A 26,090-nucleotide genomic window follows, 5' to 3' on the forward strand; every position below is an offset into this window, starting at 1 on the left:
ACGCAGGCGCGGAGGCACCCAGGCGCGGCCTGCCTGGCGGCAGGCCCGCCTACTTGCCGGCCCGAAACACCACCGTGTCACCCGAGCGGCGGCCCAGCGTGGACATCAAGCCATCCAGCGCGGCCCGCTGCGCGGGCGTGGCCGCCTCCGCATAGGTGGCCTGGCCTTCGAAGCGCGCGCCGCGCGGGCCGGCGGTGCCCTGGCCCGTGACGGCCAGCAGCCCGCTTTCCGTGCTGAGTGTCAGCGTTGCACCCGCCTTGCCTTGGCCTTGTACCCGCAGCAGATACGTGCCCACCGGCGCAATCGACGTCAGCGCCGTGCCCGCGTTACGCCAGCGCACATCCGCGATCTGGCCGGCCGGCAAACTGCCGCCCAGGCTCAAGGCCTGCCACTTGATCTCCAGCATCCCTTCGGGCGCCAGCGTGTTCCAGGGCGCGCCCAGCGCGGGCAAGACGGTGGCCGGCACACGCAGCGATTGCGCCGGCACGGCTATGCCGGTCCAGCCCAGACGCGCCCGCAAGGGACCTTGCAGCCAGGGGTGCGTGACCTCAAGCGCCATCGCATCCCAACGCCATTGCCATTGCACGGGTTGCGGCAACACGCGCCGCGACCCTTGCGGGCCCAGCGCCACCCAGGCACTGCCGTGCCATACCGTGCCGCCGGCGTCCGCCAGTGACACAAGGGAAGCATCCGACTGCATGGCCAGCAACCAGCGCGCGGGCAGCACGCTGGCGGCGGCGGCCACGGCACAGGCGCAACTGGCCAGCCAGAGCGTGGCCGACCGCTTGTTCACACGCACCCACGCCATCAGCGGGCTCCCGATGGTTCGGGCAGCGTCAGCGTGACGTGGCCGTTGACGAGCCCTGGCAGGGGCCGGCCATTGGGATTGGTGGCCCGGTTCAATTCCACTTGCTGTGTGCTCAGTCCCCAGTCTTGTCCGGCGCCGTCCAGCCAGGGCAGCAGGGCGGATGACGGCGCCTGGTTCAAGGTCAATTGCAAACCCTTGCCGGACTCGGGCGTGCCCAGGGTCCACATCGCCGCCGGCAGCCCGGCGCGTTCCAGGCTGGCGCCCACTTCCGCCTGCGTGGGCAGCGACGCCACGGGCGCGGCGGATCGTTGGCGCAGCGCGCGGGCCTGGGCGGTCAGGTCGGCCACGGCGGCAGCCTGCCCGCGCAAGAGCGGCAGTTCGGCTTGCAGCTTGCGCATCGTGTTCAGGGGCGGTTCGATCAGCGTGACAAAGACCACGGCCATGCCGAGCAGCGCGCCGGCTCCCGTGACCAGGCGGCGTTCGCGCGGCGCCAGCGCCTGAAAGCGTAGTCGGGCACGGGCAAGCGTGGGGTCGACGGCTTTGCGCAGACGGGCGTGGGCGGTTTGCCAGCCGGCTTGCAGGCGGGTTTGCAGATTGGTTTGCGGAGTCGTGTGCGGAATTGTGTGCGGAATTGTGTGCGGATTCGCTTGCGGATTCTTTTGCAGAATCGTCTGCCGGTTTTCAATCGGGGCGGTCATGGTTGTTTGCGCACGATGCGCCAGGTGTTGTCGGTATCGCCGCGTTCCAGCTTTAGGCCCAAGGCGGCGGCTTGCTGGATCAGCGCGGGGGTTTCGGCGACGCGCTGCGCTTGTTCGCCGGACTCGGCCAGTTGCAAGGTCAGGGCCTGATCCGCGTAAGTCAGTCGCGACACCTTGTCGGCCGCGAACGGCAGCAGTTGCGCGGTGGCGCGCGCCAAGGGCAGGAAGTCGGCCGCGTTGGCCGCGCCACGATTGGCCTGTAGTGCATCCAAGCCTTGCTGAGCCTGGCGGGGCGGGTCCAGCACGACGGGCAGGTCGGGAAACGCGGCCAGCACTTGCTGGCGCATGCCCGCCGTCAGTGCCTGGGCCTCGGTGCTGAGCTGCGAGGCGTAAAGGTTCAAGCCCGCAATCCAGACGACAGCGGCCGCCGCACCCCAACGCCACACCGGACGCCAGCGCGAGATCTGGGCCGGCGCCAACTGCGGCATGGCCAGCGACCACGTGGGCGACGGCGCCTGCCAACGCGGGTCGGCGGGGGTACGCAAGGGTTCGGACGACGTGGGCGCCAGGGTTTGCGGCGCGATCAGCGCATGGGCGCGCAGGCCCTGGGCATTCAGCAGGCCCCAGGCGCGCCGCACCGGCTCACGGGGTGACCACGCCAGCGCCACGCTGCCATCGGCGGCGCGTGCGCTAAATCCGATAGCCAGCGCGTCCAGATCGCTTAGCACCAGGGGTTCCAACGCGCTGTGCACGGCAGCGGCAAAGCGCGCGCGGGGCACGGCTGGAATGCGTACCGTGGTGGCGATGACGTCGGCGGGGTGCAGCACCGCTTCGCAGACGGCGTGGGGGTAGGCGTTGCCCAGGGCGCGCACGCTCAGTTCGCCCTGCTGGACGCAACGTCCGCGCCGGTCGAACCAGGCATAGGGCAGCGGCGAATCGGCCGTTAATTCTTCCAGGGGGGCAAGCGCGATGCGCAAGGCGTTCTTCAAGGGATTTCTCTTGTCCATATCGTGTCGGGCGAGGCGGGCGGCGCGCTGCGCACCAGGGCTTGCATGGCGACTCGCGCGCGTTCGTAGACGACGGTGCCGCTGGCCATGAACCAGCCGCTGGCGGTGGTGACGGTGGGGGCGGTCGCCTCGACGCCAGTGCCGGCGAGGCGGTTGCTGAAGTCGCCGGCGTTGTTGAACCAGTTGCCACGATCGCGTTCGCCCGTCATGGCGCGTGCCTGGCTCAGCGACAGCCCGGGCACCAGGGCGGCAATGACTTCGGCGGGCGCGGTGTTGACGTTGACGCTGGTGGCTACCGGCAGCACCGTCATCGTGCGGCGCATTTCGTTGCGCACGGCGGGTTCCAGCCCAAGCTGGGCGGCAATTTCATCCACGCCGCGCGGCAGCGGCGCGCGCGAATCGGGGGTGGCGGCGGGTTGGCCACTGGCGCCGGAAGGCGCGTCGGCCGCCAGCGCGGGCGGCTGCGCCAGGGCAATGATGTCGATGAGGTGAGCAGCCAGCGTGTCGGGCAACTGCTGCGCGGCCAGCAGGCGGCGCAGCACTTTTTCCTGCTCGGGCTGCGGCACGCCGTTGCGCGCGAGGTTGCTCAGGTTGTACTTGCCCTGTTCGTCTTGCACGCGGCCCGAGAACACGGCGACGCGGTCGTCGCCGGGGCGTTCGATGCGCGTGTCGAGGATGGGCGTGGCCCAGATCTGGTCGCCGCGCGTGGTGGATTCGCGCTTGCCGTGGTCGCGGATGACCAGGCGCGCCCAGTCGATGCCACCCGCCAGCATGACGCGGGCCTGCACGCGCGACATCTCGTTCTCCACGCGCCGCGTGCTGGCGGTCTGGCGCTGGAACAGGCTGGTGGTCAGCGCCGCCACGATGGCCACGATGATCAATGCGCTGATGACCGCCGCGCCGCGTTCCTTCAGGGTAGAGCGTGGCGTCATGGCAGCTCCAGGACGCGCGTGTAGCGCTGCGGCGCGTTGGCCGCGCCGCGTTCCAGCGTGATTTCGATGCCGGTGGGCGCCGTGCCGAAACTGGCGTTGGCGTCCGCCCAGCCCACGCCCGGCACCCAGGCGCGCAGGCTCAGCACGCGCACGCCGGGCAGCAGCAACACGGCATTGACCGCGGGGGGCAGCGGGCTGCGCGGCGCTGGCGGCCCGCTGGCGCGCCACAGGCCGTCCGCCCGCACCTGCCATTGCACGCGCTGCCAGAGGCCATTGCCGTCGGTATCGGGGCGCAGCAGTTCCAGCGTTTGCCCGCCCGTGTTCTGGCGCAGCAGGCGCAGCCCGCTCGTCAGCGCAACGGCGTCTTTGCCGGGCGCATCGAAGCGGGGGCCGGTGTAGGACAGTTCCACGTCGCGCGCCATCTGGCCCAGTGTCCGGACGATGGCGTCGGTGTCTTCGGCCTGTTGTTCGATGCGGTCGCGCGCGCTGGACACGCTGGCCAGGCCGCGCCAGGCCATCAGGCTGACCAGCGCCATCAACGCCAGCGCAACCAGCACCTCGATCAGGGTAAAGCCGGCCTGGGACGCGCGGGTGGGGCGCTCGACGGGTGGGGATAGCACGCGGCGCATCGTCATCGCAGGCTGGACAGCAGGCCGTCCAATTGCAGTAGCACGGCGTCCGGCCGGCCCGACGCGGCGTCATGGACGTTGACCGATACCTGCCGGAAGCTGCGGTTCATCGAATTCGTGAAGACCAGTTCGCACTGCAACGCGCGGCCGCCTTGCGGGCAGGGCACGGTTTGCGATCCCGCGCGCGGCAAGCTCTGTTCCAGCCGCAATTGGGTCAAGGCATTCTGCGCGGCCAGCAGCGCCAAGGTCTTGTCCTGCAAGGCGCGGTTGTTGGCCGTCATGACGCCGGTGGCGCGCAGCGCGGCGGCCATCGCCACGGCAATGATGGCCAGCGCCACCAGCACTTCAATCAGCGTGAAGCCGCGCTGGCGCTGGGGGCGCTTGGGGTGTTGAGTGCGCTTTGTGCGCTTGGCGACAAGCTTGGTGGCGCAAAGAGGAAAATCAGCGGATGTCATAACGGCCGGCGGCGTCGCGTTGCAGGGTGACCTGGTCATCGCCCGCGCGCAGGGTCAGCGTGATCGGGTCGGCGACCCATTCGGTGTTGAACACTAGCGGCCGGTTGGGGGCCAGACTCAGGTGGACGACGCCCGCGTGCCAGGACTGCGGGCGCAGCATGTCGTCCTGCTCCAGGCGGTCTACCGGCACGGGCACGTTTTCGTCGGCGCTGGGGCCGGGCAAGCGGCCCTGGCGCTCGAACGACCAGCCTTGGTCGCTGGCCAGCCAGCGTATGGGCCGGCCGTCGCTGCGGGCTTCGCTTTGCGCCACGGTGAACGCATCGGCCAGGCGTTCGGCGTCGACGCGCAGGCCGTTGTCGCGCTTGCCGATCGACAGGCTCACCATGCTGGCGGCAATGGCCACAATCACCAGCACCACCAACACCTCGACCAGCGTGAAGCCGCGCTCAGAGCTCCCAGGAACCGATGTCGGCATCGCCGTTTTCTCCACCGGGCTTGTTGTCGGCGCCAAACGAGAACACGTCGATGTCGCCCTTGACGCCCGGGCTCAGGTATTGATAGGGGTGGCCCCAGGGGTCGTTGGGCAGCTTGTCCAGATAGCCGCGCCAGTTCGACGCGCCATCCGGCTTTTCAGCCAGCGCGCGCAGGCCTTGCGCCGTGGTCGGATAGCGGCCGTTGTCCAGCCGGTACAGCTTCAAGGCCTGCATGATGCCGCCAATATCCTGACGCGCCGCCACCTGCCGCGCCTGGTCCGGGCGGTCCAGCACGCGCGGCACGATCAGCGCCGCCAGAATCCCCATGATCACAATCACCACCATGATCTCGATCAGGGTGAAACCTTGCTGACGGGCAAGCCCGCGCGGTAACTGACGCACTTTACGACTCCGGTCTTCTAGTAGAAGCCCGGAATTGTGGACATGAAATATGACAGTAATGCTTGCGCCGACGCTTATTCGACCCAGGGCGTTTGCGCCCAGATCTGACGCAGGCGGGCATCGTCACCCTTCAGGCGTTCCTGCCACTGGGGGCCGTCCACGTAGTCCATCTCGGTGAACTGCTGTTTCATCTGGGCCTGGAAGTCCGGGTTGGCTGCAACCTTGCCCAGCGCCTTGCGCAATTTTTCGGACACGTCGGCGGGTAGTCCCTTGGGTGCGACGATTCCGCGTTCCGATGCAAACACCAGGTTCACGCCCAGTTCCTTGAATGTGGGCACGTCGGGGCCCAACGGCGAGCGCTTCTCGCTGGCCTGCGCCAGCACGCGCATGTTCTTGCCGTGATAGGGCATGACTTCGCCCAGGTTCAGGCCGCCGACGACGGTATGACCACCCAGTACCGAACTGCGCAAAGGACCCGCGCCGTTGTAGGGCACGTGATTCAGCTTGGTGCCGGTCTGGGCCTGGAACAGCACCAGCGCCAGATGGTCGTCGGTGCCGACGCCGGTGGACCCATAGCTGATTGAGCCGGGCTTTTCCTTGGCGGCGGCGATCAGGGCTTCCAGCGTTTGATAGGGGCTGTTGCTGGCCACGCTGAATGCGCTGGGGTCCCGCACCAGATTGGCCAGGTAGGTGAAGTCGTCACTAGTGAAGCCTGCCTTGCGTTCGATGGGCAAGGACACCAGCCCAGGCATGTTCGTCATGGACAGCGTGTAGCCGTCCGGCTTGGCGCGCGCCACATAGGCCAGGGCAATGGCGCTGGACGCGCCCGGTTTGTTCTGCACCACCACGGTGGCGCCCAGTTCCTTTTCCAGAAAGACCGCCAGCGAACGGGCAGTGAGATCCGTGCCACCGCCAGGCGCAAAACCCACGATCAATTCGATCGGGTGGTCAGGCCATGCCCAAGCGGGCAACGCGGCACACAGGCCAGCAACGGAAAGCACGGCGCGCGCGGCGCTCTTGCGTGAAAAAAACATGTTGTCTCCAGGTTTTGTGTTTGAAATTGGACGTGGGAAGTCGAAGCGCGCCGCTTGCCGGCAATATCTTGCCGGCGTTCATGAGTCCTTGGGGATCCAGGCGAGCTTGATGCCCCGCATCGGGTCCGCCTTCTGTTGACGCGGACCCTGCACGCGTTTTGCTGCTTATTGCCTGACGCTCTGTGGCGCCATGTGGCGAGTTCTGCTTTGGGCTCGCCCTGTGGGTGCGGACTTAGCCGGCTTCCTGCGCTTCGCGCCAGGCGAGCAGCCGGGCCACGCCTTCGGCCATGCCGACCTTCGGTTGCCAGCCGATGTGCTGGCCGGCCAGGTCGTGCGGGATATGGAACGCACCGCCTGAGGTCAGGCGCACGGTGCCGGGCGGGTCGGGTTTGATCTCGGGTTGTAGATCGCTCTTGCAGTAGTCGAGTACCAAGCGCACCAATTCGCCGGTGGTGATGGGCGCGGGACCCGACACGTTCACCGCCACGTCGGTCGCCGCGCTCTGGAACGCCGCGACATTGGCGCGCGCCACGTCGGAGACGTGTACGAAGTGCTTGGTGTCGGTGCCGTCGCCCGGCAGCACGGGGCGTTCACCCTTGCGCACGCGGTCGTAGGTTTCCATGATGTACAGCGAGTTGGCGGCGCGGTAGTGCTGGCGTTCGCCGTAAACCGTGGAGTAGCGCAACACCACGTAGTCCAGCCCGGACTTCTGGTAGTACTGGCGGCAAAGCTGCTCGCCCATGATCTTGGACGCACCATACAGAATGGCGGCCGGGGGCGCGCCTTCGGAATGGAAAGGGCCGTTCTCGACCAGCGCGCCGGCGATGCCGGTGCCATAGCCATAGACCGCGTTGGATGAGGCGAAGACGATTTTCCGCACCTTGTTGGCGCGGCAGGCTTCCAGCATGTTCTGCGCGCCGCGGACGTTGACGTCCACCGCCTGCCATGGCGTCTGGGAAAAGCCCAGTGTCATGTAGGCGGCCAGGTGCAGTACGCCGTCCACGCCCTCGGTCGCAGCAAGCAGGTCCGGCAGGCGCATCAGATCGCCGCGAACCACTTTCACGCGGGGATTGTCCTGCAGGTGGGCAATGGCCTCGGGGGTGCCGAATGCAAAATTGTCCAGCAGGATCACTTCTTTCGCGCCGGCGGCCAGCAAGGCGTCGGCGGTGTGGGAGCCCACCAGGCTGGCGGCGCCAGCGATCAGGATGCGGGAGTCGGCCAGCGACAGCGCCGCGCTTTTCTTTTCAGTTGTCATGTTGCTTTAAAGTCCCATGGGTTTTTCATGCATGCCCCAGTACAGGCTCTTGACCTGGCTGTACAGGCGCAGGCCGTGCAGGCCTTTTTCGCGCCCGATGCCGCTGGCCTTGAAGCCGCCGAACGGGGTGGCAATATGCGATTGCTTGTAGGTATTGATCCAGATAGAGCCGGCCTCGATCTCGCGGGCCACGCGCCAGGCGCGGGCGTAGTCGCCCGTCCACATGCCGGCGGCCAGGCCGAAGGCGGTGTCGTTGGCCTGATGGACAACGTCGTCCTCGTCGTCAAAGGGCAGCGCCACCAGCACGGGGCCGAAAATTTCTTCCTGGCACACGCGGGCCTGGTTGCCCAGCCCGTCTATGACCGTGGGCAGATAGAACCAGCCATTGGCCAGTTCCGCCTGGGTGGGCGGCTCGCCGCCCACCAGCACGCGGCCGCCTTCGGCGCGGCCGATATCCACATAGCCGGCGACCTTGTCGCGATGCGCGCGCGACACCAGAGGCCCCATCTGCGTTGCCGGGTCGTCCGGCAGTCCGACGCGCACTTGCCGCGTGCGCTCCACCAACGCTTCCATGAAGCGCTGGTAGATGGATTTCTGCACGAACAGGCGCGAGCCCGCAACGCAGCTCTGGCCCGCCGAACCGAAGATGCCCGAGACCACGCCCGCCACGGCGCGGTCCAGGTCGGCATCGTCGAACACAATGTGGGGTGACTTGCCGCCCAACTCCAGTCCGACCGGAATCAGGCGCTGGCCCGCGATGCCCCCAATGGCGCGTCCGGTTTCTGTGCCGCCGGTGAACGACACCATGCGCACGCCGGGGTGTTTGACCAGCGCGGCTCCCACGTCTTCGCCATGGCCGGGAAGCACGGTCAGCAGGCCTTCCGGCAAGCCGGCCTCGCCGCAGATGCGCGCCAGTTCCAGGGCCAACTGGGGAGTTTCCTCGGAAGGCTTGAGCAACACGGCGTTGCCGGCGGCGAGCGCTGGCGCGGCTTTCTGCGCCTCGTTCATGATGGGCGAGTTCCACGGCGTAATCGCCGCGATCACCCCGAACGGCTCAGCCAGCGCCATGGAAAAGTACTCGCCGCGTGGCGAGGTCATTTCGTTCTGCCAGGTTTCGCACACGGCCGCGTAGTAGCGGAAATGGCCGGCCGCGCTGTCGACCATGTTCAGGCATTCTTTCCAGGGCTTGCCGCTGTCTTGCATTTGCAGGCGCGCCAAGGGTTCGCGCTCGGCGGCAAGGCGTCGGCCGATTTCGTACAAGGTGGCGGCGCGCTGGTCCGGGCGCAGCTTGCGCCAGGGCTTATTGTGGAAAGCGTCCCAGGCGATGGCCACGGCCGCGTCCACGTCCTGCGCAGAGGCGCGCGTGACGACGCCGGCTATGCTGCCGTCGGCCGGGTTGATGGAGGTGATGACGGCGTCGCCGTCTTGGCTCAGGCGCCAGTTGGCTCCTAGCCGGAAGGGCTTGTTGCTTGATGCGTCCATAACGTCTTTGAGGGTCAAGGGCTTCGGTAGACGTCATCATCGGCTGCTCGATTATTAGACACAAATAGATATTTATTTAATATTCTTAGTCTATGGCTATCAATATCAAATACCGTCCCCTCAAGGCGTTTCTGCTGGCGGTCGACAGTGGGTCGTTCACGCATGCGGCAAACCAGTTGGGCGTGACGCAGCCCTCATTCACCGCGCTGATCCAGGACCTGGAAGAAGTGCTGGGGCTGCGGTTGTTCGAGCGCACGACCCGCAACATCAGCCTGACCAGCGCCGGGCAGGATTTTCATTCACGTGTGCAACGCCCCATCGCCGATCTGGAGGAGGCCTACCGCAGCCTTGCCGATTTGGCCGCGGTGCGGCGCGGCAATGTTGCCTTGGGGGCGCTGCCGTCCACCGCCCTGACACTGCTGCCCGCGGCGGTCGGTGCGCTGCGCCTGGCGCATCCGGCGTTGAAGGTGCGCGTGGTAGAGGCGCACAACGACGAACTGCTGGCCATGCTGCGCACCAATCAGATTGAATTCGCGGTAGCCGCCCAGGCTGATCCGGCTTCCGACCTGAGCTTCACGCCGCTGGGCGAGGATTGCTTTTGCGCGGTTTATCCCGCGGGGCACCCGCTGGGTGATGTCCGAGGGACGCTGCATTGGCGCGATGTACTGCGTTACGACCTGATCTTGCTATCGCAGGGGTCCAACGCGCGCCAACAGTTTGACCGTGCCGTGCGCGACGAAGTGGACGCCCCGGCCACCGCGCTGCGTTACGACGTGACCAACATGGGCACGGCTGCCGGCATGGTGCGCCAGGGCCTGGGCGTGAGCGTACTGCCCCGCCTGGCACTGCCCGAGCTGAACCTGTCCGGGTTGCGCTGCGCGCCGTTGGGCGATGCTTCGGCACGCCGCTACATTGGGTTGCTGCACAGGCGTGACCGCTCGCTGTCGCCCGCCGCTCAGGCATTGGTGGCGCAGTTGGAAAACGTCATGGCAGGGGTCCTGCCCAGCCTGCTGCCCTTGCCACCGCTAGGGAAACCAGGTTGACCTTGGCGGCCTTGTTTTCTCGCGGAACGCAGCGGTTTCCCCCAGCCTGCTACCATGGCCCATCTACAAGGAGCGGTAATGGCTACAAAAGAGAAGTCTTCGACTGGTTTGGCGGCGTTGGTTGAAAAGGCGCTTCAACAGAAGAAGCTGGCTGCCGCCACGCAAAAGCCGACGGGATCTTCCCTGTCGAACATGGCGGGACGCAAGCAAATGGGGCGTCCGGCAGGTCGTAAACGCTGATTCACTTCACCTTGGCAATACCCGCTGGCGCGTCCAGCGCGGCGGGCGTTGCCAATCGGTTCATTCTTCCCCCTTGCTCTACCGTTACGGCGTCGACCGCGATATCGCGTAGCACGATGCCTGGCGCCACTTCGGCGCCCGTGCGCCACGCCAAGGGCGGGCCACCGTCCACGCTGAGCACCGCCGCGCCATCCGGGCCGGCCGCGATCAGGCCCAGCACGCTTATCTGCGTGCGCATCACTTCATCCTTTCCAAACCATAGCGCCACGGGCGTATTGTCGGCCGCGCGCGGCGGGGCCGCCGATACGGCGGGTGGCAACGCGCCTGGACGCGGGGCCAGCAATATCGACCCCCACACGCCCACGCCCGCGGCCAGCGCCAGTACGGCAAGAACACGCAGCGCGGCGGGTGCGGAAGGCAGGGAAGGGCGCAAGGAAATGGGCATGGGTGTACAGCAGCGGCTACGGTGTCGGGAAACGAGGGGCAGGGAATGCGCCCGACTATAGCGAGGCTACGTGACAATTACGCGATAAGGTCGCAATGCCGGCGCAATATCGCAGCAACACAGCAGCCCCCCCCGCACGCCAACGCAACCTCCCTGCACCAACACGGCAACCCCGCGCCCCCCGATTCAGCTTCCCTACAGTTTTTTGTCATTCCGCCTACACGGCGCGTCTCTAGCATGCGGACACGCTCAGGTTCAACGCTTGGGCATCCATACGAACCAACAGGGAAACCGCATGCAAGACATGAATCAAGCCAATCGCCGCCGACTGCTGAAGATGCTGGGAGGCGCGCCGATGCTGCCGATCGGCGGCGTCAGCATGGCGGCGTTGCTGGCCGGCTGTAATTCGAGCGATGACGATGACGACGCGGTTGCCTCGCCGCCCGCCGCGCCGGTCACCTTCACGTCGGCGTCATTCACGTCCATGCCCGCGCCCACGCTGGCCAACCCGGAACTGATGGCCCGCACCACGGTGAGTTCGGCCATGAACCTGGCGTTCAGCGATGGCTCCAAGCGCACCGTCGAGCTGGGCTACGAGCCGTTCTTCATCACGGGCGACAACGTGCCCGACGGCAAGGGTGGCGTCGCCATTGCCGGGGGTTACTTCAACCTGGCCGGCGCGCCCATCATGGACAACTCGGTACCCGCGAAGGCGCGCCAGTTTTTCTCGAACTGTCCGGACGGCACGTCGTTGCTGGCGCTGTCGGCCCCCACCACGGTGCCGGGCGTGGCGGGCAATGCCGTCTATGCGGTGGTGCAGTTCGAATACCAATCGGTGGACCAGGCCGGCAACGACATGTATGGCTTGCTGCCGTCGCCCATCGCCGTGTTGACGCTGTCGCAAGACCCCAATACGGGCAAGCTCAGCCTGGTCAAGTACAGCAACGTGGACACCTCGTCGGTGCACGGGCTGTGGATCACCTGCGGCGCCAGCCTGTCGCCGTGGGGCACGCACCTGTCCAGCGAAGAGTACGAGCCGGACGCGACGACGGCGGTCGGCTCGGCCTCGTTCCAGGCCTATAGCAACAACGTCTATGGCGACCCCAACAAGGCCAACCCCTACCACTACGGCCACATGCCGGAAGTGACGGTGCACCCCGATGGCACCGGCACCATCAAGAAGCACTACTGCATGGGCCGCATCTCGCACGAGTTGGTGCAGGTCATGCCCGACGAGCGCACCGCGCTGATGGGCGACGACGCCACCAATGGCGGCCTGTTCATGTTCGTGGCCGACCGCAAGGCCGACCTGTCGGCCGGCACGCTGTACGTGGCAAAGTGGACGCAAACCTCGGGCACGGGCCCGGGCGCCGGCACGCTGAGCTGGATCAAGCTGGGCCACGCCACCAGCGCCGAGGTCAAGGAACTGGCCGACCAGCTTACCGCCGCCGACATCATGGACGTGCGCACGGCCGACCCCGGCGATGCTTCCTTCACGAAGATCCGCTACAGCGGCAAGAACAACTGGGTCAAGCTGCAACCGGGCCGCCGCCAGGCCGCGGCCTTTCTGGAAACGCACCGCTATGCGGCGCTGGTGGGCGGCTCGCTGGCCTTCACCAAGATGGAAGGCACCACCGTCAACATCAAGGACAAGATCGCATACAGCGCGATGTCGCGGATTGAATCGTCCATGACGGACGGCCTGGTCGCGGGCTTCAAGGTCGAAGCCAATTCCGCCGGCGCGGTGTATCAACTGCACCTGAAAGCGGGGCAGGTGGATACCGACGGCGGTGTCATCGACAGCGAATGGGTGCCGGTGGACATGGCCGCCGTGACCGAGCTGATCGGCAAGCCGCTGGCCACGCCGGATGCGCTGGGCAACACGCACAACGCCGATTTTGTGTCCAACCCCGATAACCTGAAGTTCTCGGAAAAGCTGCGCACCTTGTTCGTGGGCGAAGACAGTGGCGGCCACGTCAACAATTTCATGTGGGCCTACAACGTCGACACCAAGGCCTTGTCGCGTCTGCTGTCCTGCCCGGTGGCGGCGGAATCCACCGGTTTGCAGGCGGTGGATGAAATCAATGGCTGGACCTACATCATGAGCAACTTCCAGCACCCGGGCGACTGGGGCAGCGTGCACGCCGTGGTGCGACCCACGCTGGAACCGCTGATCAAGGCCAACTACAAGGACGGCTTTGGCGCGGCGGTGGGTTACCTGACGGGCGTGAAGATCGGCGCATAAGCAAGCGCTAGTTGCGTCGGCTTGATGGCTGACGTTGCAGAGCAGGGGGACCGGTTCGCCGGTCCCCTATGCACGTCTGGCATCAGTACCAGCGGGCATCAGTACTTACGGGAATCATTTCTCAGGTGTAACGCCGGCCATGCCACTGCCGGCTGGCTCCTACACTCGGCGGCGTCAGGCTTGCCTGATGTGTTTGATGTGTCTTCCGGCATGCGCTCCGGTGCGCGGTCGCGCGAGGCCAGTGCGCGCATGGCCGGTTCGTTGTTGGGTGTTTGAACCTGGGAGCGTTCACATGAAAAATCCTGACCACACTGATCGTCGCCGGCTGCTCAAGATGCTGGGCAGCGCGCCGATGTTGCCGCTGGGCAGTGCGGCGCTGGCTGGCTTGCTGTCCTCGCCTCATGCGTCGGCGGCCACCACCACGCGATCCGCCGAATTCCTGTCCGCCGAGTTCATATCCATGCCCGCGCCGGGCTTGTCGGATCCGGCGGGCATGGCGCGCACCACGGTGGAATCGGCGATGGAACTTGTCTTTGCCAACGGCACGCGGCGGCGCGTGCAACTGGGCTACGAAGCGTTCTTCATGACGGGCGACCAAGTGCCCGATGGCAAGGGTGGCACCGTGCTGGCGGGCGGCTACGTCGACATCAACGGCAAGCCCATCCTGGATACCTCCGTGCCCAAGCGCGCACGGCCGTTTTTTTCAGACTGCCCGGATGGCATGTCGCTGTTGACGCTGGCCCGGCCCGCCGGCGAGGCCGACGGCGCAACCGGCCCACCGGAGGCCACCGTGTACGCGGTGGTGCAGTTTGAATACCTGTCGCGCAACCAGGCGGGCGTCGACATGTGGAGGCACCTGCCATCGCCGATTGCCGTGCTGACCCTGGCGCAAGACTTGCAGACCGGCACACTGCGTCTGGTGCGTTACTGCAATGTGGATACCGCGCCGGTGCATGGCCTGTGGGTCACCTGCGGGGCCAGCCTGTCGCCGTGGAACACGCATTTGTCCAGCGAGGAATACGAGCCCGACGCGACCACCGCGCGCGACGCGCCTTGGTTCCGGGCGTTCAGCCGCCACCTGTATGGTGACGCGCGCCGCGCCAACCCGTATCACTATGGCCATCTGCCGGAAGTGACGGTGCACGCGGACGGCACGGGCAGCATCAAGAAGCACTACTGCATGGGCCGCATCTCGCACGAGCTGGTGCAGATCATGCCCGACCAGCGCACCGCGTTGATGGGGGATGACGCCACCAATGGCGGCCTGTTCATGTTCGTGGCCGATCGCAAGGCGGACTTGTCTTCGGGCACGCTCTACGTGGCCCACTGGATGCAGACGTCGGGAGTGGGGCCGGGCGCGGCGGCGCTGCGCTGGATACGGCTGGGCCATGCCACCAGCGCCGAGGTCAAGGACATGGCGGACGAACTGGTCGCTGCCGACATCATGGACGTGCGCACGGTCGACCCCGTGGATACGCGCTACACCCACATCCGCTTTGACGGCAAGGACAACTGGGTTCGGCTGAAACCGGGCCGCCGCCAGGCCGCGGCCTTTCTGGAAACGCACCGCTATGCCGCGCTGGCGGGCGGCACGCTGGCCTTCACCAAGATGGAAGGCACCACCGTGAACGCGCGCGACAAGATCGCGTACACCGCCATGGCGCACATCGAAACGTCCATGGTCGATGGCACGTCGCCGCACCTGCGCGTGGAAGGGCCGGACGCGGGCGCGGTCTATCAATTGCACCTGCAAGGCGCGCAGTCGGACACCGACGGCGTCGCCATCGACAGCGACTGGGTGCCGGTGGACATGGCGGCCGTGCCCGAACTGGTGGGCGCGCTGCTGGCCGCGCCCGACGCGCTGGGCAACCGCCATCGAAGCGACTGCATATCGAACCCCGACAACCTGAAGTTCTCGGAAAAGCTGCGCACCTTGTTCATAGGCGAAGACAGCATGGGCCGCGTGAACAGCTTCCTGTGGGCGTTCAACGTGGACACGCGCGTGTTGTCGCGCCTGCTGTCTTGTCCGGTCGCCGCCGAATCCACGGGCCTGCACGCGGTGGACGACATCAATGGCTGGACCTACATCACCAGCAACTTCCAGCACACGGCGGACTGGAACGACGTGCATGACGTGGTGCGGCCCGTGCTGGAGCCGCTGGTCAAGGCCAACTACAAGGACGGCGCGGGCGCGTCGGTCGGCTACCTGACGGGGGTGAGGATAGACGCCAAAGAATCCTGATTCGTCGATCAATCTTTCTGGCCTTGCCTTCATGGACCTTTCACGTTCGCCCGCCACTATGTGCGCAGCGGAAACTGTTCCTGAAACGAGAAGGCAAGCATGAAAGCGATGGATTGGAGAAGATGGTGCGCCATGTTGCTGGCCACCAGCGCGTTGGCGGGCTGTGGCGGCGACGATGACGACGCCGACACACCGCCGCCGACGCAACCGCCGGTGACCGAACCGGGGCCGGCGACCACCGACAAAGTCTTGTTCATCGGCGTTGATGGCCTGACGTATGACGCCATGCGACGAGGCGTCGCGGACAAGACACTTTCCAACATCGGCCAGTTGACGGCCACGCGCGCCTGGACGGGCGGGGTAACGGGCGACGTCACCCAGCAGCCCACGCTGGCCGCGCCGGGCTGGGCCACCCTGTTGACCGGGCAGTGGGCGGACGTGCACGGCGTGCGTTCCAACGCGGCGGGCCAGTCGATGAAAGCGGCCAGCCTGTTCCAGCGCATCAAGACGGCGCACCCCGAGGCGCGCACGGCGGGCGCCTTCAATTCGTCTTTGCTGGCCGGCCTGGTCGGCAGCGACCGCGACGCCGGTTACCTGCAAGCCCTGACTGATTGCGCGGGCGTTGACGACTGCGTCGCCTCGCAAGCGCGTGACCGCATCACTGAAGGCTATGACGTGGTTGTTGCGCAGTTTGGCGCACCCGAACGCGCCGCGTCCGACAGCGGCTTTGGTGCCAACTACAACGCCGTGATCCGTCAGACCGACGCGGCCATCGGCGTGCTGGCCAAGCAGATTGCCGACCGCCGCGCGGAACATCCCAACGAGAACTGGCTGATGGTGGTGGCGTCCAGCCACGGCCTGGGCAAGACCGGCGTGGCCGACGGCCTGCCGCTAGGGGCGAACAAGACCGTCTTTCTGGCCGCCAATCAACCGGCGCTGCTGGGCGGCAGCGCGGACGACGCGGCTTATGACGGTGTCTGGGACAACAACTGGTACGCGTTGCCCAGCGCCGCCGACGTGGCGCCCACCATGCTGGCGCATGTGCACGCGTTGCCTGCCGACGGACAATACGACATGGCGGGCACGCCCTTGTCCGAACCGCTGGCGCTGCGTCGCCTGTCGACCCGCACGTCCATGGACAACAAGACGGTGACGCTGTCCTGGGTGCGCGTGGGCGAACCCGTGGGCGACATCATCGTCAGCCGCGACGGTGTAGAGGTGGCGCGCCTGCCCGGCACGGACACGGGCTACGCCGACACCGGCTTCACCTTCGATACCGAAGGCGTGCATACGCTGAACTACAGCGTGGCCACGGGCCGCGCCACCAGCGCCGCCCGCGCCACGGTGGTGTATGCCAAGCCGGTCGAGCTGTTGGCGTCGCTGCGCACCGGCCTGACGATGCTGTTCCCCTTCGAAGGCAATGTGACCGATGCGGCCGCGGGCGGCGGTGTCATCACCCCGTATGACGGCGTGCAGGCGCCGGCGTTCGCCGATGCCGGCGTGTTCGGCAAGATGTTCAAGAACGAGCGCGGCACGGCCGCCCTGGGCGCCTTCAAGCTGGACTACCCGGCCGGCATGCTGGACAGCCTGCCCGTCTTCACGATCGGCTTCTGGTACCAGTCGGACGGCACGGCGAACGACCGCTCGATCCTGGGCAACAAGGACTACAACTCCGGCGGCAATCCCGGCATCACCATTGCCCAGTGGGCCGGCCCCGAGCTGCGCTTCAACGTGGCGGGCGGCGGTGCTCGCGCCGACATCAACGGGCTGAAGTTCACACCGAACAAACCGGTCTACGTCGCCATGACCATCGACAAGCCCGCCAAGACCATGACGGCCTTCGTCTATGACAGCGAAATCGGCTTCCTGCGCCGCAACACGACCACGGGCACGGTCGACTTGGGGCTGGTGGCGGGCGTGTTCGGTCCGCACATCGGCCTGAATGAAGACGGCCGGGGCACTTACGGCATCTGCTGCGCGGGCACCAAGGGTGCGTACACCATGAATTTTGACGATCTGGCCTTCTGGTCGCGCGCATTGACCGAGGACGAAGTGAAGTCCCTTGCGCTGTCCGGCAAGTCCGTTTCCGACCTGTTTCCCTGATGTTTCTAGGATAGAAAAGCCATGAGCCATTCCCTGATCTTGCGCGGCCTGCTGCGCGCCGGCGCGGTACTGATGCTGACCGTCACCCTGGCCGCCTGCGGCGGCGATGACGGCGACGACAGCACGACGCCGCCCGACAACGGCGGCGGGACCGAAACGCCCACGCCCACCAAGCCCGAACTGCGTTGCGCCCCTTGAAGCGCGCTCCCTACCGAGTCATAGGAAACCCATCCGTGAAGTCCGAAAAAGACCCGATCCACGCCGGCAAGCGCCGCTTCCTGCGCAACGCCGCCGCGTCCACCGCCGGCCTGACCGCGCTGTCGATGTTCCCGCCCGCCATCCGCCGCGCGCTGGCCATTCCGGCCAACAACCGCACCGGCACGATCAACGACGTTGAACACGTGGTGATCCTGATGCAGGAAAACCGTTCGTTCGACATGTACTTCGGCACGTACAAGGGCGTGCGCGGTTTTGGCGACCGCATCACCATTCCGCTGCCGCAGAACCGTTCGGTGTGGGAACAGACCAACGGCACCCGCGTGGTCATGCCTTATCACCTGGACAGCACGCAGGGCAACGCCCAGCGCGTGGCCGGCACGCCGCACGACTACATGGACGCGCAGATGGCGTGGGACGGCGGCCGCATGGACCAGTGGCCGCGCTACAAGCAGAACCAGTCCATGGGCTACTACCGTCAGAAGGAAGTGGACTTTCAGTTCCTGCTGGCCGAAGCCTTCACGCTGTGCGACGCCTACCACTGTTCCACCCACGGCGGCACCAACACCAACCGCCTGTTCCTGTGGACGGGCACCAACGACCCGCTGGCCCAAGGCAACGGCCCGTCCACCCGCAACCAGTGGGACAGCCTGGGCGCGTCCGCCACCGGCTGGACGTGGAAGACGTATCCGGAACGCCTGCAAGAGAACGGCGTGACGTGGAAGGTCTACCAGAACCTGCCCGAGAACTTCGGCGACAACTCGCTGGCGGGCTTTCAGCAATACCGCCGCGCCAACGAACAGGCGGGCAACGCCGCCAATGGCTCGCCGTATCCGGCCTGGACGCCCAGCATGGATGCCGCCAACCCCTTGTACAAGGGCACGGCCAACACCATGCCGGACGGCGGTTTCCTGCAATCGCTGCGCGACGACGTCAACAACGGCACCTTGCCGCAAGTGTCCTGGATCGTGGCGCCCGCCACGTATTCCGAACACCCGGGCCCGTCCAGCCCCATCCAGGGCGCGTGGTACATCCAGGAAACGCTGGACGCGCTGACGGCCAACCCCGACGTCTGGAGCAAGACGGTGCTCTTGATCAACTTCGACGAAAACGACGGCTACTTCGACCACGTGCCGCCGCCTGCCGCGCCGTCGCTGAATGCGGATGGCTCGATGGCGGGCGCGTCCACCGTCAATACCGACCTGGAACGCCACACGCATGCCTCGGCGCAGGACGCTGCCGACAACCGCGTCTACGGTCCCGGCCCACGTGTTCCGATGTATGTGGTGTCGCCGTGGAGCCGTGGCGGCTGGGTCAATTCCCAGGCGTTTGACCACACCTCGGTGCTGCGTTTCCTGGAAGCGCGCTTCGGTGTGCCCGAAGACAACATCAGCCCGTGGCGCCGCGCCGTGCTGGGCGACCTGACCTCGGCCTTCAACTTCGCCACGCCCAACGACGAAGCGCTGCCCGACTTGAACAGCCTGACGCGCGCGGGCGCCGACCAGGTGCGCGCCGACCAGCAAGCCTTGACCGCCGTGCCGCTGCCGGACACGACGGTGCAGGCCAAGCCCGAGCAGGAAAAGGGCTATCGCTATGCGCGCCCCTTGCCGTATGAGCTGCATACCAGCGGTCGCAGCGAGCCCACCATGGGCGCCATGTGGCTGCTGTTCTCCAACACCGGCAAGCAGGCGGCGGTCTTCCATGTGTATGACCGCCTGCATCTGGACCGCCTGCCGCGCCGCTACACGGTGGAGCCCGACAAGCAGTTGGAAGGAAGCTGGGATACGGCGGCCGATGGCGGCAAGTACGACCTGTGGGTGCTGGGTCCCAATGGCTATCTCCGCCACTTCGCGGGCGACCTGGCCCTGGCGCGCACGTCGCAGTTGGACCCGGAAATCCGCGTCTGCTACGACATCGCCAACGGCGACCTCTACGTCAGCTTCATCAACAGCGGCAAGGTCGATTGCACCTTCGAAGTCACGCCCAACGCCTACTACAGCAATAACGAGCGTTGGACGTTGACCGTGCCGGCTGGCGCCAAGGTGGAACAGCACTGGGCGCTGGAAGGCAGCGGCCACTGGTACGACTTCACCGCCCGCCTGGCGGAAGACCCGGCCTACCTGCGCCGCTTTGCCGGCCACGTTGAAACCGGCAAGCCGTCGGTGACCGACCCGGCAATGGGGTCGTAAGGCTCAGGCGGCAGTCTGCGGTTCGCGCGCCCGGAAAGCCGTGGCGCACGCATCGCAGATTGCCGCGGTGATGCCCTGGCGGGCGTGTTCGCGCCGTTCCAGCATGCCGATGGCCCGCGACAGCGGGCCCAGGTCTTGGGGCAACGTCAGAATGCGTAGCTCGGGGCTGTGCTGCCAGTTGGACCCGTTGATCAGCGGCAGCAGGGTCACGCCCACTTCCTGACGCACCAGTTCCACCAGCGTCTCGATGGCGTTGAGTTCCAGGAATTCATTCAGCGGCACCGCCAGGCGCCGCAGCAGGCGGTCGATCTGCAAGCCCGTGCGCTGCGTGCGGTCAAAGCGCAGAAAGGGGTTGCCGGCCAGCACCTGGCGGGCGTCCTTGCCGGGCGCCGACGCGGGCGCAATCACCACCAGTTGCTCTTCATATAGCGGGGTCCAGCGCGTGCTGGCCATCTTGCGCCCGGCTTCCACCAGAAAGGCCGCGTCCAGTTCGCCGTCTTCGACCTTGCCGGCCAGTTCGCTGGCCTTGCCCGACAGAATGCGCACGTCCAGCTTGGGGTGGGCCTTCTTCAAGCCCGATACCACCTTGGACAGCGTGCCCATGCACGACACGATGCTGCCCACCGATACCGCGCCCGCCAATTCGCCCGGCACGGTACTCGGCAGCCGCATTCGGTCGTATAAATCCAGTAAATGCTTGATTTCAGGTAGCAATTCACGGCCAGCTGCGTTAAGAATGGCAAGTCGGCCGCTGCGGTCGAAGAGTTCCCGGCCCAGCTCGGCTTCCAACGAACGCATCTGGAAGCTGACGGCGGCCTGGGTCAGCGCCACTTGCTCGGCCGCTTCCGAAAAAGAGCCATGGTGGGCGACCGCCAGGAAAGTGCGTAAAAACCGGATGGTGCTCATAGCGGTGACCCATAAAAATTTCTTTTATGACGGAACAAAAAATCAAATTGATTTAATTAGATCACGAGAGTACCTTCGCCTGCTTAACCGTTCAGACCGTTTAGAGACAAGCACATGAAAACCTTCGACTGGGCCAACCCGTATCCCTCCGTCCGCATCCCGCTGTTTGCGCGCAACGTGGTGTCCACGTCGCATCCGCTGGCGGCCCAGGCGGGTCTGCGCATGCTGCTCAAGGGCGGCAACGCCGTGGACGCCGCCATTGCGGCCGCCGCCACGATCGTGCTGGTGGAACCAGTGTCTTGCGGCCTGGGCGGCGACTGCTTCGCCATCGTCTGGGACGGCAAGGAACTGCATGGCTTGAACTCGTCGGGCGTGGCGCCCGCCGCATGGAATACCGAATACTTCAAGGCCAAGTACGGCACGGGCCCCGACGGCCTGGCCATCCAGCCCAAGCGCGGCTGGGACGCCGTGACGGTGCCGGGCGTGGTGGCCGGCTGGGCCGCGCTGCACGAAAAGCTGGGCAAGCTGCCGTTTGAACAACTGTTCGAACCCGCCATCGAAATCGCCGAGCGCGGCTATGCCGTGCCGCCGGTCGTGGCGCACAAGTGGGCCGCCGCCGCCGACGAACTGAAGTCGCAGCCCGGCTACGCCGCCGCCTTCATGCCCGAGGGCCGCGCGCCCAAGGTCGGCGAACACTTCCGCTTTCCTGACGCCGCCAACACGCTGCGCCGCATCGCCGAATCCAAGGGCCGCGACTTCTATGAAGGCGAGCTGGCCGAACGCATCGCCGCCTTCAGCAAGGAATGCGGCGGCGCGATGACGCTGGAAGACCTGCGCAACTACCGTCCGGACTGGGTCAAGCCCATTTCGAAGTCGTACCGTGGCTACGAGCTGCACGAAATCCCGCCCAACGGGCAGGGCATCGCCGCGCTGATCGCGCTGGGCATCGTCGAACGCTTTGATATGTCCGACATGCCGGTGGATTCGGTGCAGTCGCAGCACATCCAGATCGAAGCCATGAAGCTGGCGTTTGCTGATCTGTACAAGTACGTGGCCGACCCGCGCGCCATGCAGGTGACGCCCGAGCAGATGCTGTCGGACGCCTATCTGGACAGCCGCGCCAAGCTGATCCGCCTGGACCAGGCCACGCATTTCGAAGCCGGCCGCCCGCATGCCGGCGGCACCATCTACCTGACCGCCGCCGATGAAAACGGCATGATGATTTCGTTCATCCAGTCCAACTACATGGGCTTCGGATCGGGCGTGGTCGTGCCGGGCACCGGCATCAGCATGCAGAACCGTGGCGTGGGTTTCTCGATGGATCCCAAGTCGGCCAACGTGGTCGAAGGCGGCAAGCGCCCGTTCCACACCATCATCCCGGGCTTCCTGACGCGCGGCGGCAAGCCGGTGATGAGCTTTGGCGTGATGGGCGGCGACATGCAGCCCCAAGGCCACATGCAGACGGTCGTGCGCATGATCGACTACCACCAGAACCCGCAGGCCGCGTGCTGCGCGCCGCGCTGGAAGGTCAACCGCGACTTCACGCTGGACATCGAGACCAACATGAAGGCCTCCACCATTGCAGGCCTGAAAGACCTGGGGCATGCTTTGAAGTCCGTTGACGATCCGTACATGGACTTCGGCGCCGGCCAGTTCATCTGGCGCATGTCCGAAAACGACAACGAACTGGGTTATGTCGCCGCCAGCGACAGCCGCCGCGACGGTCAAGCGGTCGGCTTCTAAGACAGCCCTTCACATTCAAGCATCGCAAGCACCAAGGGGAAATACCACAATGAAACGCTTGACCTTGACCTTCGGCGCCAGCTTGCTGGCGCTGGCCGCCGGCGCCGCGTGCGCCCAGAACATCCGCATCGGCCTGCAGGAAGATCCGGACGTGCTGGACCCGCACCGCGCCCGCACCTATGTGGGCCGCATCGTGTTCACGTCGCTGTGCGACAAGCTGGTGGACATCGATCCCAAGCTGCACTTCGTGCCGCAACTGGCCACGTCGTGGTCATTCAGCCCCGACAACAAGGTGTTGACTTTCAAGCTGCGTGACGACGCGCTGTTCCACGACGGCTCGAAGTTCGACGCCGCCGCGGCCAAGGCCAACATCGAACGCGCCAAGTCCCTGCCGGACAGCCTGCGCAAGGGCGAACTGGCCTCGGTCGACAAGGTAGACGCCCCGGACGCCACGACGCTGGTGCTTACCCTGAAAAAGCCGGACGCCACCTTGCTGGCGCAGTTGTCGGACCGCGCCGGCATGATGCTGTCGCCCGCGACCTTCAACGACGCCGACGTGGCCGCCGTCGGCCGCAAGCCCGTGTGCTCGGGCCCGTACAAGTTTGTGGAGCGCATCCAGAACGACCGCATCGTGCTGGAGAAGTTCGACAAGTACTACGACGCCAAGGACTACGCCTTCCAGCGCATCACCTTCCTGCCCATCCCCGACACCACGGTGCGCTTGTCGAACCTGCGCGCGGGTGACCTGGACATGCTGGAACGCCTGAACCCGTCGGACGCGCCGCAAGTCAAGACCGACACCAACCTGACGTTCGCGCCGGTGGCCGGCCTGGGCTTCCAGCAGTTCATGTTCAACGTGGGCAACGGCAAGCGCGCCGAAGACAACCCGTTCAAGAACAAGCTGGTGCGCCAGGCGTTCCAGTACGCCATCGACCGCAACGTCATCAACGACGTGGCGGGCGGCGGCATCTTCGAACCCGCGCAGCAGCCGTTCCCGCCGGCAAGCCCTTATCACAGCGACAAGTTCCCCGTTACCCAGCGTGACGTGGCCAAGTCCAAGGCGCTGCTGAAGCAGGCCGGCATGGAGCGCGTGAAGGCCGAGCTGGTATTCGGCAACAACACGACCACGTCGTCCATCGCGGAAATCGTGCAGGCCATGGCGGCCGAGGCGGGCTTTGACCTGTCCTTGCGTCCCACGGAATACGCGGCCCTGCAGAAAGAAGCGTCGGCCGGCAACTTCCAGATCGTGATGCTGGGCTGGTCCGGCCGGGTTGATCCGGACGGCAACATTTACGCCTTCGTGACGTGCAAGGGTGCGTTGAACGACGGCCATTACTGCAATCCGGAAGTGGACAAGCTGCTGAATGAAGCCCGCACCATTCCGGATGAAGCCCAGCGCAAGGTCATCTACGAAAAGGCGCTGACGATCATGCAGGACGAGTTGCCCGGCGTGTACAACTACTACCAGCCGTGGCCGTTCGTGATGGCCAAGAAGGTCAAGGGCTTCACGCCGTATCCGGATGGCATGATCCGTCTGAAGGGCGTGACGTTCGCGCAAAAGTGACAACGAGGCGCGGCGGCCCGCCTGTTTGGTGGCTGCCGCGCGCGTGGGGCGCAGCGATGCGTCCCATGGCTTTTTGCGGCGGACGTGCGTCAGGTGCTGTTGACCTGAGCCCGTCCGCCGTTCCTGTTCTACGGTTTTCCCCCACATGCTTAAACTTATCTTGCGCCGCGTGATCGTCGCGATACCGACACTGATACTGGTGTCGATGATCGTCTTCATGCTGCAGAAAATCTTGCCCGGCGACCCGGTGCTGACCTTGGCCGGCGAAGAGCGCGACCCGGCCGTGCTGGATTACCTGCGCGACAAATACCGCCTGAACGATCCTTTGCCCGTGCAATACGCGGCCTGGGCCGGGCAGGTGCTGCAAGGCGACCTGGGCAAGTCCCTGCGCACCGACGTGCCCGTCACGACGCTGATCGCGCAAAAGCTGCCCGTGACCCTGCAACTGGCCGCCATGGCCATGTTCTTTGCGCTCTTGATCGGCATTCCCATGGGGATCATCGCCGCGGTGCGCAAGGGCAAGCCCATTGAAATGGGCGCCAACATCGCGGCGCTGTCCGGCATGTCGATTCCCAATTTCTGGCTGGGCATCATCCTGATCATGGTGGTGTCGGTGCAATGGAAGCTGTTGCCGGCCTCGGGCTATGTGTCGCCGGCCGAAGACTTCTGGCTGTCGATCAAGACGATGCTGATGCCGTCGCTGGTGCTGTCTACCGCCATTGCCGCGTATCTGATGCGGCACACGCGCTCGTCGATGCTGGAGGCGCTGTCGGCCGATTACGTGCGCACCGCGCGCGCCAAGGGGGTGTCGCCGCGCAAGGTGGTGCTGCGCCATGCCTTGCGCAATGCGCTGATGCCGATCGTGACACTGGTGACTTTGCTGTTTGGTGAATTGCTGGCCGGCGCGGTGTTGACCGAACAGGTCTTCACGATTCCGGGCTTTGGCAAGCTGGTGGTGGACGCGGTGTTCACGCGCGATTACGCGGTGGTGCAGGGCGTGGTGCTCTGCGTGGCGGTGGGCTTCATTCTGATGAACCTGCTGGCCGACATTCTGTACATCCTGGTCAACCCCCGCCTGAGGCACTCATGAGCGCAAATACTGCAACGGCCGCTGCCGTCACGCCGCCCCGCAGCCGCAATCGTGCCTGGGGCAAATTCAAACGCAACCACATCGCGATGCTCGGGCTGGGCATCGTGGCGTTCTTCGTGCTGCTGGCAGTGCTGGCGCCGTTCATCGCCAACCACGATCCCTTGCAGACCAGTTTCACCACCATCCGCAAGGCGCCGTCGGCGTCGTACTGGCTGGGCACGGATGAACTGGGCCGCGATATTTTCAGCCGCATGGTCTATGGCGCTCGCGCGTCCTTGATGGCGGGCCTGGTGTCGGTGCTGATCGCCTTGGTGGTCGGGGTGCCGTTCGGGCTTGCGGCCGGCTACTTCGGCGGCTGGACGGACAGCATCATTTCGCGCGCCACGGAAGCGCTGCTGGCGATTCCGTTCCTGATCCTGGCGATTGCGCTGGCCGCGTTTCTTGGGCCCAGCCTGACCAACGCGATGATCGCCATTGGCGTATCGGCCGCGCCGAAGTTCGTGCGGCTGACGCGCGGGCAGGTGCTGGCGGTGAAAAACGAAGACTATGTGCAAAGCGCGCGGGCGCTGGGCGCGTCGGACTTGCGGATCATCGGCCGGCACGTGTTTCCCAACGTGATGCCGCCGCTGATCGTGCAGGCCACCATCACCATCGCCACGGCCATCATCGCCGAGGCCAGCCTGTCGTTCCTGGGGCTGGGCCTGCAACCGCCGACGCCGTCGTGGGGCTCGATGTTGAACACGGCCAAGAACTTCATGACCCAGGCGCCCTGGATGTCGATCTTTCCCGGATCGGCCATTTTCCTGGTGGTGCTGGGCTTCAATCTGCTGGGTGACGGGCTGCGCGACGCGCTCGATCCGCGTCAGGAAAAGTAATCACTATGGCAACA

24 protein-coding genes are annotated in these 26,090 nt (G+C 65.8%); 11 read left to right on the plus strand and 13 right to left on the minus strand.

Going from position 1 to position 26,090, the window contains the following annotated elements:
• Window positions 1-49: 49 nt before the first annotated feature.
• The 11 genes from CVS48_RS16150 to CVS48_RS16200 form a co-directional block, all read right to left on the minus strand.
• Window positions 50-808 (minus strand): type II secretion system protein N, encoded by a 759-nt coding sequence (locus tag CVS48_RS16150; protein WP_100855314.1) that lies wholly within the window; start codon window positions 806-808, stop codon window positions 50-52.
• Window positions 808-1,506, minus strand: a complete 699-nt coding sequence (gene gspM, locus CVS48_RS16155; RefSeq protein WP_100855315.1) for a type II secretion system protein GspM — start codon at window positions 1,504-1,506, stop codon at window positions 808-810. The genes CVS48_RS16150 and gspM overlap by 1 nt, the downstream gene beginning before the upstream one ends.
• Complete coding sequence (gene gspL, locus CVS48_RS16160; RefSeq protein ID WP_100855316.1) at window positions 1,503-2,513, minus strand: type II secretion system protein GspL; 1,011 nt, start codon at window positions 2,511-2,513, stop codon at window positions 1,503-1,505. Before gspL ends, gspM begins: the two co-directional genes overlap by 4 nt.
• A complete protein-coding gene (gspK, locus tag CVS48_RS16165) occupies window positions 2,492-3,445 on the minus strand; it encodes a type II secretion system minor pseudopilin GspK (protein WP_100855317.1) in 954 nt (317 codons plus the stop codon). The genes gspL and gspK overlap by 22 nt, the downstream gene beginning before the upstream one ends.
• Complete coding sequence (locus tag CVS48_RS16170) at window positions 3,442-4,080, minus strand: PulJ/GspJ family protein (protein ID WP_242001259.1); 639 nt, start codon at window positions 4,078-4,080, stop codon at window positions 3,442-3,444. The genes gspK and CVS48_RS16170 overlap by 4 nt, the downstream gene beginning before the upstream one ends.
• Window positions 4,077-4,529, minus strand: a complete 453-nt coding sequence (gspI, locus tag CVS48_RS16175; protein WP_242001258.1) for a type II secretion system minor pseudopilin GspI — start codon at window positions 4,527-4,529, stop codon at window positions 4,077-4,079. Before gspI ends, CVS48_RS16170 begins: the two co-directional genes overlap by 4 nt.
• Complete coding sequence (gene gspH / locus CVS48_RS16180; protein WP_100855319.1) at window positions 4,516-5,004, minus strand: type II secretion system minor pseudopilin GspH; 489 nt, start codon at window positions 5,002-5,004, stop codon at window positions 4,516-4,518. Before gspH ends, gspI begins: the two co-directional genes overlap by 14 nt.
• Window positions 4,976-5,404, minus strand: a complete 429-nt coding sequence (gene gspG, locus CVS48_RS16185) for a type II secretion system major pseudopilin GspG (RefSeq protein WP_100855320.1) — start codon at window positions 5,402-5,404, stop codon at window positions 4,976-4,978. The genes gspH and gspG overlap by 29 nt, the downstream gene beginning before the upstream one ends.
• 74 nt (window positions 5,405-5,478) lie before the next feature.
• On the minus strand, window positions 5,479-6,438 hold the full coding sequence (locus CVS48_RS16190; RefSeq protein WP_100855321.1) for a tripartite tricarboxylate transporter substrate binding protein: 960 nt from the start codon (window positions 6,436-6,438) through the stop codon (window positions 5,479-5,481).
• A gap of 232 nt (window positions 6,439-6,670) precedes the next feature.
• The gene (locus tag CVS48_RS16195) at window positions 6,671-7,693 is read right to left on the minus strand and encodes an NAD-dependent epimerase/dehydratase family protein (protein WP_100855322.1); all 1,023 of its coding nucleotides are present in this window, start codon (window positions 7,691-7,693) and stop codon (window positions 6,671-6,673) included.
• Window positions 7,694-7,699: 6 nt separating this feature from the next.
• Window positions 7,700-9,175, minus strand: coding sequence for an aldehyde dehydrogenase (locus CVS48_RS16200; protein WP_100855323.1), 1,476 nt, complete (start codon window positions 9,173-9,175; stop codon window positions 7,700-7,702).
• 92 nt (window positions 9,176-9,267) lie between these two features.
• Here CVS48_RS16200 and CVS48_RS16205 point away from each other — a divergent pair, with 92 nt between their 5' ends.
• Together CVS48_RS16205 and CVS48_RS29240 are read left to right on the plus strand one after the other, a co-directional pair.
• Window positions 9,268-10,218, plus strand: a complete 951-nt coding sequence (locus tag CVS48_RS16205) for a LysR family transcriptional regulator (RefSeq protein ID WP_100855324.1) — start codon at window positions 9,268-9,270, stop codon at window positions 10,216-10,218.
• Between the two features lie 78 nt (window positions 10,219-10,296).
• Complete coding sequence (locus CVS48_RS29240) at window positions 10,297-10,458, plus strand: hypothetical protein (protein WP_006218955.1); 162 nt, start codon at window positions 10,297-10,299, stop codon at window positions 10,456-10,458.
• A gap of 1 nt (window position 10,459) precedes the next feature.
• Here CVS48_RS29240 and CVS48_RS16210 read toward each other — a convergent pair whose 3' ends face one another.
• Window positions 10,460-10,903, minus strand: coding sequence for a general secretion pathway protein GspC (locus CVS48_RS16210; RefSeq protein ID WP_100855325.1), 444 nt, complete (start codon window positions 10,901-10,903; stop codon window positions 10,460-10,462).
• A 295-nt stretch (window positions 10,904-11,198) separates the two neighbouring features.
• Between CVS48_RS16210 and CVS48_RS16215 the strand changes: the two genes are divergently transcribed.
• The 5 genes from CVS48_RS16215 to CVS48_RS16230 all read left to right on the plus strand — a co-directional run bounded on the left by CVS48_RS16215 (window position 11,199) and on the right by CVS48_RS16230 (window position 19,898).
• Entirely contained in the window at window positions 11,199-13,148 is a 1,950-nt protein-coding gene (locus CVS48_RS16215) for a PhoX family protein (RefSeq protein ID WP_100855326.1), read from the plus strand.
• A 292-nt stretch (window positions 13,149-13,440) separates the two neighbouring features.
• Window positions 13,441-15,390: a PhoX family protein gene (locus CVS48_RS16220; RefSeq protein ID WP_100855327.1), complete on the plus strand. Its 1,950-nt coding sequence runs from the start codon at window positions 13,441-13,443 to the stop codon at window positions 15,388-15,390.
• A 99-nt stretch (window positions 15,391-15,489) separates the two neighbouring features.
• The gene (locus CVS48_RS29245) at window positions 15,490-17,493 is read left to right on the plus strand and encodes an alkaline phosphatase family protein (RefSeq protein ID WP_242001257.1); all 2,004 of its coding nucleotides are present in this window, start codon (window positions 15,490-15,492) and stop codon (window positions 17,491-17,493) included.
• A gap of 21 nt (window positions 17,494-17,514) precedes the next feature.
• Window positions 17,515-17,691, plus strand: a complete 177-nt coding sequence (locus CVS48_RS29395; protein WP_167401009.1) for a hypothetical protein — start codon at window positions 17,515-17,517, stop codon at window positions 17,689-17,691.
• Between the two features lie 35 nt (window positions 17,692-17,726).
• A complete protein-coding gene (locus CVS48_RS16230) occupies window positions 17,727-19,898 on the plus strand; it encodes a phosphocholine-specific phospholipase C (protein ID WP_100855328.1) in 2,172 nt (723 codons plus the stop codon).
• A 3-nt stretch (window positions 19,899-19,901) separates the two neighbouring features.
• On the opposite strand, the gene CVS48_RS16235 is transcribed toward CVS48_RS16230, so the two are convergent.
• Complete coding sequence (locus tag CVS48_RS16235) at window positions 19,902-20,804, minus strand: LysR family transcriptional regulator (protein ID WP_100855329.1); 903 nt, start codon at window positions 20,802-20,804, stop codon at window positions 19,902-19,904.
• A 114-nt stretch (window positions 20,805-20,918) separates the two neighbouring features.
• Between CVS48_RS16235 and ggt the strand changes: the two genes are divergently transcribed.
• The 4 genes from ggt (at window position 20,919) to nikC (ending at window position 26,076) form a co-directional block, all read left to right on the plus strand.
• A complete protein-coding gene (gene ggt, locus CVS48_RS16240) occupies window positions 20,919-22,547 on the plus strand; it encodes a gamma-glutamyltransferase (RefSeq protein WP_100855330.1) in 1,629 nt (542 codons plus the stop codon).
• Between the two features lie 49 nt (window positions 22,548-22,596).
• The gene (locus tag CVS48_RS16245) at window positions 22,597-24,111 is read left to right on the plus strand and encodes an ABC transporter substrate-binding protein (protein WP_100855331.1); all 1,515 of its coding nucleotides are present in this window, start codon (window positions 22,597-22,599) and stop codon (window positions 24,109-24,111) included.
• A 145-nt stretch (window positions 24,112-24,256) separates the two neighbouring features.
• Window positions 24,257-25,201, plus strand: a complete 945-nt coding sequence (locus CVS48_RS16250) for an ABC transporter permease (protein WP_100855332.1) — start codon at window positions 24,257-24,259, stop codon at window positions 25,199-25,201.
• The gene (gene nikC, locus CVS48_RS16255) at window positions 25,198-26,076 is read left to right on the plus strand and encodes a nickel transporter permease (protein ID WP_050449336.1); all 879 of its coding nucleotides are present in this window, start codon (window positions 25,198-25,200) and stop codon (window positions 26,074-26,076) included. The genes CVS48_RS16250 and nikC overlap by 4 nt, the downstream gene beginning before the upstream one ends.
• Window positions 26,077-26,090 lie beyond the last annotated feature (14 nt).

It is taken from the genome of Achromobacter spanius (assembly GCF_002812705.1).
GTDB lineage: Bacteria > Pseudomonadota > Gammaproteobacteria > Burkholderiales > Burkholderiaceae_B > Achromobacter > Achromobacter spanius.